This window comes from Ameyamaea chiangmaiensis (assembly GCF_013376175.1).
Taxonomy (GTDB): domain Bacteria; phylum Pseudomonadota; class Alphaproteobacteria; order Acetobacterales; family Acetobacteraceae; genus Ameyamaea; species Ameyamaea chiangmaiensis.
Genome location: NZ_JABXXR010000103.1, coordinates 1 through 10,888 on the forward strand (window position 1 = coordinate 1; position 10,888 = coordinate 10,888).

Genomic DNA, 10,888 nt, shown 5'->3' on the forward strand with positions numbered 1-10,888 from the left:
CGATCGCGCCTGCCCGGGTGGCGCCTCGCGCCCGTCGTCGCCGCGCGTAACGCGCGTGTCGCCCTGGGGGACGAGATCGGCGCCGCCCTGGGAGCACGCTTCGTGGTGATGCTGATCGGCGAGCGCCCGGGCCTGAGCGTCGCGGATTCGCTCGGCGCGTATCTGACGCTGGACCCCCGGGTGGGCCGCACGGATGCGGAACGCAACTGTCTGTCAAACATCCACCCGCATGGCGGCCTGACGACCGGGGCGGCTGCCCGCAAGCTGGTCTGGCTTCTCGAACGCGGACGACAGATCGGCGCCACGGGTGTTGCGCTCAAGGACGAGGCGCCCGGCGACGACGCGGTGGAAACCTCAGCCGCCCCGGTCCTGCCGCCAGGCTGACACAGCGGGCCCGGGGTTGCGCCGGGCGTCCGTTTTAGGGACACCGGAGGCACGGCCAGACCGCGCTCCGGAGACCCCCGCCATGCCACGCCCAGCCCAGACACCAACCCGGACCGTACTGCTCGACCGGCTACGCGCCATCGCCGGCGCGCGCCACGTGCTGACCGGCCCGGCGCAAACGCTGCGCTATCGCCGCGGGTTTCGCTTCGGCAACGGGCCCGCACTGGCCGTGGTGTCGCCCGGTTCGCTTCTGGAACAGTGGCGTGTCCTGCAGGCCTGCGTCGAGGCCGACGTGATCGTCATCATGCAGGCCGCCAACACCGGGTTGACCGGCGGCTCCAGCCCGGACGGCGACCGCTACGATCGTGACGTGGTTATCATCAGCACGCTGCGCCTGCGCACGGTCCACCTGCTGGGCGCCGATGCGCGTCAGGTGCTGTGCCTGCCGGGTGCGACGCTCGATGCTCTGGAACACAAACTCAGGCCCCATGGGCGCGAGCCCCATTCCGTCATCGGATCGTCGTGTATCGGCGCGTCGGTGATCGGCGGTGTCAGCAACAATTCGGGCGGCGCGCTGGTCCGACGCGGCCCGGTCTATACCGAGATGGCGTTGTTCGCCCAGCGCGACGCGGGCGGCACGCTGCGTCTGGTCAACCACCTGGGTATCGCACTGGGCGACACGGCCGAGGACATCCTCGCGCGGCTGGACGCCGGCACTTTCACCGAGGCCGACATCGACTGGAACGCCGGACGAGGACATGACGACTCCTACGCCCACCACGTGCGCGACATCGACGCGCCCACCCCGGCGCGCTTCAATGCCGATCCGTCCCGGCTGCACGAGGCCTCGGGCTGCGCCGGGCGACTGGCGGTCTTCGCCGTACGGCTAGACAGCTTTCCCGCCGATCCTTCACCGGCCGTGTTCTATATCGGCACCAACGACACGTCCGTACTGACCGACATACGCCGCGCCATTCTCGGCACGTTCTCGGCCCTGCCGATCGCGGGCGAATACATGCACCGCGACGCGTTCGACATCGCCGAGCGCTATGGCAAGGACACGTTCCTGGTCATTCGCCACCTCGGCACGGCGCGTATGCCCAGACTGTTCGCGCTCAAAAGCCGTATCGATGCCTGGGCCCGGAAACTGCCGTTCGTGCCCGACAATCTCGCGGACCGCCTTCTACAGGGCATCAGCGCGTTGTTCCCCGCCCATCTGCCCCCGCGCCTGATGGAGTGGCGCGACCGGTTCGAGCATCATCTGATGCTCAAGGTGCCGCGCGAGCTGATCGGCGAGACACGGGATTTTCTCGATCCCTATTTTGCGGGGCACAGCGAACGCGGCGCCTTCTTCGCGTGCACGCCCGAAGAGGGGACGGCGGCATTCCTGCACCGTTTCGCGGCCGCCGGCGCGGCCATCCGCTACCGCGCCGTGCACCCGCGCGACGCCGAGGACATCGTGGCGCTGGATATCGCGCTTCGCCGCGACGACCGCGACTGGTTCGAACACCTGCCGCCCGCGATCGACGCCGCCGTCAGCCACAAGCTCTATTACGGGCACTTCCTGTGCCACGTGATGCATCAGGATTACGTCGTGCGCAGGGGCCACGACTGCGTGGCGCTGGAGCATGAGATGCTGGCGCTGCTGGATGCACGCGGCGCCTGTTATCCGGCCGAGCACAATGTCGGGCACCTGTACAAGGCCCCGGACGCCATGGCCGCGCACTACCGCTCACTCGATCCATGCAACTGTTTTAACCCGGGAATCGGGCTGACGACGCGCCGACGCGACTGGGTCGCCGAAAGCGTCTGACCGGCGCCACCACACCGAGCCACCCAACCGATAGTCAATATGGTTGCATTTTACGCCCAGGTGTCACAGTATCTATATTGTTATGTAAATAAAATCACACATAAGAAATGTTGATTCAGTCAAATGTCACATAAGCTTTCAGAATCGATAAATTGCCGCAGTTCGGCTATTTTCAGCTCTCTGCAGGCTGACTGTATCACGACCTTTTTTGACCATTCAGTCAATTGTCCCGATGCACTCGCCGTCGCAATCGATGGAGATGACTGGTCTTACGGTTCTCTCGCGGGGCTTGCTCGTGCAATCGCTCAGGCCCTGATCCCCTCCGCGTGCGCTCCGCGCGTATTGATCGCCATGCCGCCAGGTGCCCACGCTTACGCGGCAATGTTTGCCACCGGATTGGCGGGAGGCGTGTATGCGCCCGTCAACGTGCGGGCCCCCCTCGCCAAGCGCCAGATGGTGTGTTCGATTTTTGAGCCTGATGTCGTCATAGCACCGCGTCGCGATTGGCCGCTCTTTGAGGCGGACGGCACGGAACGGGTTTATCTTGATCCGTGCGAGATGGCGCCAACAAGCGACATCGCGGTGCCGCACATGCCCCGTCACGATCTGGCGTATGTGATTTTCACGTCCGGATCGACCGGACAGCCGAAGGGCGTGGAAATTTCACGCAGCGCCCTGAACCACTACGTCGCGTGGCTCGGCAACGGACTCGACCTCCGACAGAACGATCGTGTGTCCCAGTACGCCAATATCGCGTTCGATCTGAGTGTCATGGAGATTTATGGCGCCCTGTGCCACGGTGCCAGTCTGCATCCTCCCGGAGGACAAGGCGACAGGCTTTTACCCGCCCGGCTTATCCAGCGCGAGCAACTGACACACTGGATTTCCGTCCCCAGTGTGGTGACGCTGATGCAGCAGGCAGACGACCTGACGGCCGACAATACGCGGACGGTGCGTCGCTTCGTGTTCTGCGGCGAACCACTGACGCCGGCGCACGTGTCGGCCCTGTTCGCTGCGGCGCCGCACGCGCTCGTACAGAACACTTACGGTCCCACGGAGGCCACGGTGTCGATGACCTCTCTGCTTCTGAAAGCCTCTGATCTGTCGTCACTGACGGGTGCAACCGTTCCGCTCGGACTCCCCATTCCCGGCATGGGCATGCACCTCGTCGGAGGACCAGACGCAAACGAGGGCGAACTGGTCCTGACCGGGCCGCAACTGGCCAACGGCTATTTTGATGATAGCACGACGACATCAGGTGCGTTTAGAATCCTCGATACCGCGGACGGCCCACAACGGGCTTATTTCACCGGCGATTGGGCGATCCGCGTGGACGGCCAGATATTTTTCTCCACGCGCGTGGATTTCCAGGTCAAACACAAGGGCTTTCGAATCGAATTGGGCGAACTCAGCGCCGCCCTCATCGCATCCGGAGCGGCCGAGGCGTGTGTTTTCAGCACCGACAGCACATTGGTCGCGCTTATCGAAGTGCAGGCGACGTCCGGGGCGTCCCCCCAAACACTGCGCTCCTCGCTGATCTCTCGGCTCGACCTGTATGCGGTTCCGGACGACATCGTTATCGTCAATCGCCTGCCACGTAACGATAACGATAAAATCGACCGGGGCGCCGCGATAGAGCTTTACCGGTCAGGCCTTGGTCGCTCGATCAATCAGGGCCGCCAGATCGCCGACATTCATGACCTCGTCAATGTCCCGATTTCGAAAAGTAATCCCAAAACGGCGTTGAACCGATAAAATGATGTTCACCATCTGCAAGGAATCCCAACCGGGTATATCAGCTGCGGTCGTCGACTCTTGGATCGAGGCCGGATCGACACGAAACAACCCGCTCAGGATGTCACGCAAAGCGTCCAGTCCGGTTTCCTGTGTCACGCCAATTCCCCTTCGCCTTTTTTTCCATGGTGGCTATTCCATGCTCCGCTCGAAAGTGGAAGTAAAATTTCATGCCTGACGTGATGGAACACAAGGCGTCCTACACGTCGTCTTCACCCGCTTTATGGGGCAGTGTCGCGAAGTGCCCGATCGTAAAAGTGCCACCTTCGGTCTCGGCCATTCTTCTACTGCCCTCTGCCAACAGCCTCGAGTTGCGCCTGTCGTTTGAAGGTCCTCACAACAGGGGACATATCGATTTCCTTATTGCCCCGCACGCGAGGGTTGGCGTCACGGTCGTTGTCGATGGCCGGCCGATCGGACACGTGGACTGCCGCGATGCCAGATATTCCGCTCTGCCCGTCGACAGCGGCGGACGACACGGCACGACTATTCAGTTTATATTTTCGAAGGGAATCGGACCTGAGGGAGGGCACCTTCCGCTGCACCGGGTAGAATATATTCCCGAAATAACCCCCGATATTGACGCACGTCGCACCTGCGAACCGCTTCCCGACCAGAGCACCCTGACAGACGCAAAAATCGCGAGTGCCTTTATCAATCTTGGGGAAAACTGCGAACTCGGCATCGTACAGCGTCACGTCGGGCGAGAGCCACCCGATCTCTACCGCTTCTCGGCGGTTCCGTTGGCCTGGATCCTGTTCGGACTTGCAGAACAGTACGCAGACATCAACGTCGAGCATGAAGTGACATTGGACAATCGGCCCGACGGGCATGTGTATTATTACGCCTATCAGCCGCGCTACCATATTCAGTTCGAAACAGGCATCCGGTGCGATCACAAGCCTGCGGACGACATGATGCGCGAAAGCCGGCAGCGCATGGACTATATGTCCACTCGTCTGATGACCGATCTGGCCGAGGGTTTTCGGATTCCCGTCTACAGCACGACCCGGCGTTTCAGCACAGCGGAAATCACCGCCCTTTCCCTTCGTCTCGCTCTTTATGGACCGGCCTGCGCGCTCGTCGTCTATCCGGCGCATGACACTGAGGAAACTGGCAAACTGCAATGGGTAGCCGACAATGTTCTGGTCGGGTCCCTGGACGCCCTCGCCCATCACGCGTGCGTCATCGATACCGTCGACGATCAGAGCTGGCTGAACCTTCTGCGCCGCGCCCACGATGAAGTCCGATTGCATCGTCACGCTCTCTCGTGCCTGCCGGACGATTTTTCCGGTGCGCGTTACCTGGAGATCAATAAGGACGTGGATGGCTGGCATGGAAGCGCAGCCCGCCATTATGTCGAGTATGGACAGGCCGAGGGGCGCGCCTACCGCTGAGAGTGCCATACCGCCTGCGCACATGTGTTCCCCACGATGCTGTTTGACGACGCCACGTTTGCCCCACAGTGTGGACGGCCTTTGAAGACGTGGAGAAAAAGCGTCATGACCTCGCATCAGGATCACCAGTTTGGTGACGATATCCTTCAGGCCACCGTGGCCGGCCACGGCGCGGAACTCGTCAGCCTCCGTGCCGACGGGCGGGAGATCCTGTGGTCGGGCGGGCCGCCATGGGAACGGCACTCGCCGGTCCTGTTCCCGATCGTGGGCAAGCTTGCACGCGATACCGCCCGTATCGACGGCCAGGAGTACCTGATCGGCCAGCACGGTTTTGCCCGCGACCGCGACTTTGTCTGGCTGACACGCGACGAAACCGGCTGCGAACTGGAACTGACCGACGACGATGCGACGCGCGCGATGTATCCGCGCGCGTTCCGGCTGGTGATTGGCTACCGTATCGTCTCGGGCGTGCTGACCGTGCGGTATCGGGTGACCAACCCATCACCGTCGCAGGGGCTTCCGTTCTCGCTCGGCACTCATCCGGCCTTCGTCTGGCCCCTGTCCCCGGACACGCCCCGAGAAGCACATGTCATCACATTCGCCAACCCGGAGGAGGCGTCGATCCGTCGTCTGGAGAACGGCCTGATCCAGAAGACGCCCGTGCCGTCGCCGGTTGTCGGTCAACGCCTGAGCCTGTCCGACGACCTGTTCGTGCACGACGCGCTGATCTTCGACCCCGTGCATAGCCGCACCCTGGCCTACCGCGGGGGCCCCGCCGTCCTGACCATGACGTGGGATCATTTCGCGCAGCTGGGTATCTGGACCAAGCCTGGCGCGGGTTTCCTCTGCCTCGAACCCTGGAGCGGCCACAGCAGCCCGGCCGACTTCGATGGACCGTTCGAGGACAAGCCCGGCGTCATCCATCTGGACGCCGGGGCGACGTGGCAGGCGCAGTGGTCGGTGCGGTTCACCACCGCGCCGTAAACGGCGGCGGGCTCAGAACGTCCACACCAGCCGTGGCCGCCGTCCACGCCGCACATCGACCAGCGCGTTCTGGCCGAACAGACGCGCGAGGCGTCGGACACGCCGGGGCGGGCATGCGACAAGGATCATGGGCTCGGCCCATCGTCCAAGTCGCCCTTCGCCCGGCACGGTCGACAGACCGCGCAGCCGTTCGTCCAGCCGCTGCATCATGCGCGCGTTCCGCCCCTCGGGTGCCGCCCTACCGCCCGGGTTGCAGGCGCCCAGAAACACCAGCCGACCGCCCGGAAGCGGCCAGCGGCCCGAGGCCGGACGCCCGATGCGCACGGAAAAACCGGGGCTGGTGTAGAGACTGCGGCGATACGCCCGCGCGATCGCCGCCGTGGGCGGTCGCACGCCCTTCATGCGCCCTTCCGACGGCCAGACCCGCGTTCGAGGCGGCTACGCATCCCGCGCCTGTGCCGTGGGATCGCCGAACCCGCGCTTGCGATGCACGAAGGCCGAGAGCAGCAGCCCGAACCCGAACATCATGTTCAACATGGCCGAGCCGCCATACGACACCAGCGGCAGCGGCACCCCGCCCACGGGAATGGCACCCATCACCATGGACAGATTGACGGCGCAGTAGAGAAAGAAGTTCATCGAAATGCCCAGCCCCAGCAGACGCCCGAACTGGTTGCGGCTGCACATGGCCATCAGCATCCCACCGAAGACAAGCAGCAGCAGCAGGCCGATGACGGCGATGCCGCCCACGAAGCCCCACTCCTCGGCGATCATGGTGAAGATGAAGTCGGTCTGCTTTTCGGGCAGGAAGTTCAACTGCCCCTGCGTGCCGTGCAGGTAGCCCTGACCCCACATCCCGCCGGACCCCAGCGCGATCTTGGACTGGATGATGTTGTAGCCCGCCCCGAGCGGGTCGTGCTCAGGGTGCAGGAACGTCTCGATCCGCGCCTTCTGGTAGTCGTGCAGATGGGCATAGACGATCTTGCCCAAAAACGGGACCGGCGCCAGCACCAGCGCGATCTGCCACAGACGCATTCCGGCGGCGAAGATCATCGACGCCCCGATACACCCGATGATCACGGCGGTGCCGAGATTGGGCTCCTTGAGCACAAGCACGACCGGCAACAGAACCAGTACCGCCGGGACGACCAGCCGCAGCGGATTGCCAAGCCGCAGGGACGAGGTGCGCTGGAACCATGTCGCCAGCACAAGCACCAGCGCGATCTTCGCGAATTCCGAGGGCTGGACCTGCATGCCGCCGATCATGATCCAGCGTTCGGCGCCCTTGCCGACATGGCCCATCTTCAGCACTGCCCCCAGCAGGCCGAGCGAGGCGACATAGGCCGGCCACGCCATCCACGTCAGCGCGCGCGGCGGCAGGAGCGCCACCCCGATCATCAGCACCAGAGCCACGCCAAAGCGTGCCGTCTGCGGCCCGGCGAACGGGTGGGCCGAACCGCCCCCGGCCGAATACAGCGCCGTGTACCCCACGCCCGCCAGAGCGCAGATCAGCACGACATACAGCCAGTTGACCTGCCACAGCTTGCCGAGCAGCCCGAAGCTGGGCTCGGGTCGGAGCAGACGTTTTTCGAAGATCATGCGCGTCCCCGGGCGATCGCGTGCATCAGGAGTGCGGCCACAGGCGACCGCCGGCGGGACCATGCGGAGGTCGCCGCCCCGAGTCCAGCCGAAATGTCGGGCCCCTCGCACCATGGTGTTGTCGACGGCCCGGACGGACGAATATTGGCCGCGGAGCCACTTGCCGCTAGGTTCGGGGGCATGATGTCTTCCCTTCCGTGGCGCCTGCTGGTCGGGCTGGGCGTGCCGTTCGTCGGTGTCGTCGTGTGCCTGCCCCTTGTCGACAAGGTGCCGCGGTACTTCTTCGGCATGCCGGCGGTGCTGGACTGGATGTTCCTGTGGTTCGGGCTGACGTCGGCCTGTCTGGCCGCGTGCTGGTTCCTACATGACCGCACCGCGCCGGATGAGAACGACTGAGCATGGCCGTCGTCGTATTCGCGTCTCTGCTTGGCGTCTCGCTCGGACTGGTGCTGCTGGGCCGACGGGGGCACGCGCACGCGTCGCTGCGGGACTATTTCGTGGCCTCCCGCCAGTTCGGCAGCGTGCTGCTGTTTTTTCTGTCGGTAGGTGAAAGCTACAGCATCGGCGGTCTTCTGGGCTTTCCGGGCGGCATCTACGCGCACGGCGTGTCGTTTGCCGTGTGGTTCGTGGGCTACATGCTGATGGGCATGCCGATCGGCTATTTCCTCAACCCGCAGGTCTGGCGCGCGGCACGGCGCTATGACGCGCTGACGCTGCCCGACCTGTTCGTCGGTCGTTTCCGCCACCGGCCGCTGGAACTGGTCGTGACGCTGAGCGCGATCGTGTTTCTGGTGCCGTGGGGGGCCATGCAGTTCGTCGGGCTCGGCGTGGCGCTGGGGGGGCTGGGCATCGGGCTGTCGGGCTGGCCGCTGATGGCGGCGACGGGGGTGCTGGCGTTCGTCTACGTGGCGCTGGCCGGTGTGCGCGCCCCGGCCTATGTCTCGATCCTGAAGGACATCCTGATGATCGTCGCGATCGTCCTGGTAGCAGTGGCGGTCCTGCATCGCGTCGCCCCCCATGACCTTGCGCCGGGCATGGCCGTTGTATCCGGCGCCTCCACCCTGACGCCGGAACAGGAGCGCTTCGCCATGAGCACCATCGTGTTCCAAGGCCTCGGGCTGTTCATGTCGCCGCTGAACATGGCATTCCTCTTTACCGCGCGCAGCGCCCGGGCCATACGCCGCGCGCAGGTGGGCATGCCGCTCTATCTGTTCATGTTCCCCGCGCTGGCGCTGGTGGCGATGTGGGCGCGCGTTGACGGGCCGCCACTGGCCTCGCCCAACGATGCGTTCATCGGTACGGCCAGGATGCTGCTGCCGGAGCCGCTGATCGGCGTCGTGGCGGCCGGGGCGGCCCTCTCCGGTCTTGTGGTCCTGGTGGGGCTGTGCCTGACCATCGGGCCTCTGGTGTCGCGCAACCTCCTGACGGGTCTGTCCGAAGCCGGCCAGAAGCGCGGGGCGCAGTGCGTGACGGTCGGTTATCTGGTGTTCTCGGTGAGTGCCGCGATCCTGACCACGTCGCTGATCACGCGCCTGAACAACCTGACCTATATCGGCGTGACGCAGTTCCTGCCCGGCGTACTGGCCATCCTGTTCGCACGCCGGGCCAATCCCGGGGCCATCGCACTGGGCATCCTTGCCGGTGACGCGCTGGGTTGCGGACTGTTTCTGACGGCCACAAGCGTGTGGGACATCAATGTCGGCCTGATCGGTCTGGTGCTAAACGCGGCCATCGCGTGGGGCGGCACGATGCTGCTGCCGGGCCCGGCGCCGGACGAACGGCCCGCGACATGCTGATCGAACACGCCCCGCCCACGCCATGACGCGTCATACCCTGACGGGCCCGTCCAGCTTCGAGCAGGATATCCGGCGCAGCCTGTTCCGGGCCGAGGCGGCCCCCGTCACCTCCGCGGACGAAGCGCTCGCCTTCGTCCGTACCGTGTCGATCCCCGACGCGACCCATAATTGCTGGGCCTTTCGCATCGGCCAGACCTACCGCAGCGACGATGACGGTGAGCCCGGGGGCACCGCCGGCCGGCCCATCCTGACGATGATCGACGGTCAGGCGATGGACCAGGTCGCGGTCGTGGTCACGCGCTGGTTCGGTGGCACCAAGCTGGGCGCCGGAGGACTTGTCCGTGCCTATGGCGGCACGGCGGCCGAATGCCTGCGCCGTGCCGAGAAAATTCCCCTGATTGCCATGACGCAGCTTGGGTTTCATGCCGGCTTCGCCGATCACGCCCGCCTTCAGGCCCGCCTGCGCGACTGGGGCGCGGAGATGGAGGCCGAGCAGTTCGACGCGTTCGGCGCACGGTGCACGCTCCGCGCGCCAAGTGCGGACATCGACATCCTCACCACACGGATCGTCGACCTGACCGCAGGTCGGGTTGTGCCGCGCCCGGTCGACTGACGCGCGACCGTCACGCAGGTCAGGCGAGTTCCTCGCGCGATTGCCACGAACGGTCGACGAAGTTGACGATCAGGGTCCGGCGCTCGCCCTCGATCCGGCGTGCCGCGAAACCATGCCATGTATCGCGTCCCGGCACGAACATCAGCCCATTGTTGAAACGGCCCGACGCCCGTTTGACGACCTGACCGTCCGGCGTCATCAGATCGGTGCCCCATCCCTCGGCCCGGTGATCGGTCGACAGGCCGATCAGCAGCGTCAGACGCTTGGCACCGATATCGGTATGGGGCTCAAGCCAGAAGCCTTCGGTATCGAAACACAGCTCCATGCGCAGGGCCGTGCCACCCAGTCGGGCACCCGTTCGGGCCGCGATCAGCCGACGCATGCCACGATCGTCGAACCGAGCCGCCAGCCTGTCCAGATCAGGGCGGGCGTGCCGAAGTGCCGGCGTGATGAACGCGCGGCGACCGTTGCGTGTGTCGCGCCGTCCCCCGCCGCCCGCGCCACCGCG

12 protein-coding genes are annotated in these 10,888 nt (G+C 64.9%); 8 read left to right on the forward strand and 4 right to left on the reverse strand.

Annotation, left to right across the window (positions count from 1 at the left end; genetic code table 11):
* From HUK82_RS11735 to HUK82_RS11745, 3 genes are all read left to right on the forward strand, one after another.
* On the forward strand, positions 1-384 hold a 384-nt coding region (locus HUK82_RS11735; RefSeq protein ID WP_176614138.1), incomplete at its 5' end, for an ethanolamine ammonia-lyase light chain EutC.
* An 82-nt stretch (positions 385-466) separates the two neighbouring features.
* A complete protein-coding gene (gene dld / locus HUK82_RS11740) occupies positions 467-2,197 on the forward strand; it encodes a D-lactate dehydrogenase (RefSeq protein ID WP_176614139.1) in 1,731 nt (576 codons plus the stop codon).
* Positions 2,198-2,320: 123 nt separating this feature from the next.
* A complete protein-coding gene (locus tag HUK82_RS11745) occupies positions 2,321-3,952 on the forward strand; it encodes an AMP-binding protein (protein WP_176614140.1) in 1,632 nt (543 codons plus the stop codon).
* Here HUK82_RS11745 and HUK82_RS17710 read toward each other — a convergent pair.
* A complete protein-coding gene (locus HUK82_RS17710) occupies positions 3,845-4,090 on the reverse strand; it encodes an acyl carrier protein (RefSeq protein WP_176614141.1) in 246 nt (81 codons plus the stop codon). The two genes, HUK82_RS11745 and HUK82_RS17710, sit on opposite strands and share 108 nt — an antisense overlap.
* Positions 4,091-4,161: 71 nt before the next feature.
* On the opposite strand from HUK82_RS17710, the gene HUK82_RS11755 reads away from it, so the two are divergent.
* Positions 4,162-5,388: a hypothetical protein gene (locus HUK82_RS11755; RefSeq protein WP_176614142.1), complete on the forward strand. Its 1,227-nt coding sequence runs from the start codon at positions 4,162-4,164 to the stop codon at positions 5,386-5,388.
* 105 nt (positions 5,389-5,493) lie between these two features.
* Positions 5,494-6,372, forward strand: a complete 879-nt coding sequence (locus HUK82_RS11760; RefSeq protein ID WP_176614143.1) for an aldose 1-epimerase family protein — start codon at positions 5,494-5,496, stop codon at positions 6,370-6,372.
* A gap of 12 nt (positions 6,373-6,384) precedes the next feature.
* Here HUK82_RS11760 and HUK82_RS11765 read toward each other — a convergent pair whose 3' ends face one another.
* Both HUK82_RS11765 and rodA read right to left on the reverse strand, forming a co-directional pair.
* On the reverse strand, positions 6,385-6,774 hold the full coding sequence (locus HUK82_RS11765) for a DUF3293 domain-containing protein (protein WP_176614144.1): 390 nt from the start codon (positions 6,772-6,774) through the stop codon (positions 6,385-6,387).
* Positions 6,775-6,810: 36 nt separating this feature from the next.
* Positions 6,811-7,971, reverse strand: coding sequence for a rod shape-determining protein RodA (gene rodA / locus HUK82_RS11770; protein ID WP_176614145.1), 1,161 nt, complete (start codon positions 7,969-7,971; stop codon positions 6,811-6,813).
* A 180-nt stretch (positions 7,972-8,151) separates the two neighbouring features.
* On the opposite strand from rodA, the gene HUK82_RS11775 reads away from it, so the two are divergent.
* Genes HUK82_RS11775 through HUK82_RS11785 form a run of 3 tightly spaced genes read left to right on the forward strand, consistent with a single transcriptional unit; the run spans position 8,152 to position 10,380 of the window.
* Positions 8,152-8,367, forward strand: coding sequence for a DUF3311 domain-containing protein (locus HUK82_RS11775; protein ID WP_212648096.1), 216 nt, complete (start codon positions 8,152-8,154; stop codon positions 8,365-8,367).
* A 2-nt stretch (positions 8,368-8,369) separates the two neighbouring features.
* Entirely contained in the window at positions 8,370-9,767 is a 1,398-nt protein-coding gene (locus HUK82_RS11780; protein WP_176614146.1) for a sodium:solute symporter family protein, read from the forward strand.
* Positions 9,768-9,789: 22 nt separating this feature from the next.
* Positions 9,790-10,380, forward strand: a complete 591-nt coding sequence (locus HUK82_RS11785; RefSeq protein ID WP_176614147.1) for an IMPACT family protein — start codon at positions 9,790-9,792, stop codon at positions 10,378-10,380.
* A 19-nt stretch (positions 10,381-10,399) separates the two neighbouring features.
* On the opposite strand, the gene HUK82_RS11790 is transcribed toward HUK82_RS11785, so the two are convergent.
* On the reverse strand, positions 10,400-10,888 hold a 489-nt coding region (locus tag HUK82_RS11790; RefSeq protein WP_176614148.1), incomplete at its 5' end, for a 2OG-Fe(II) oxygenase.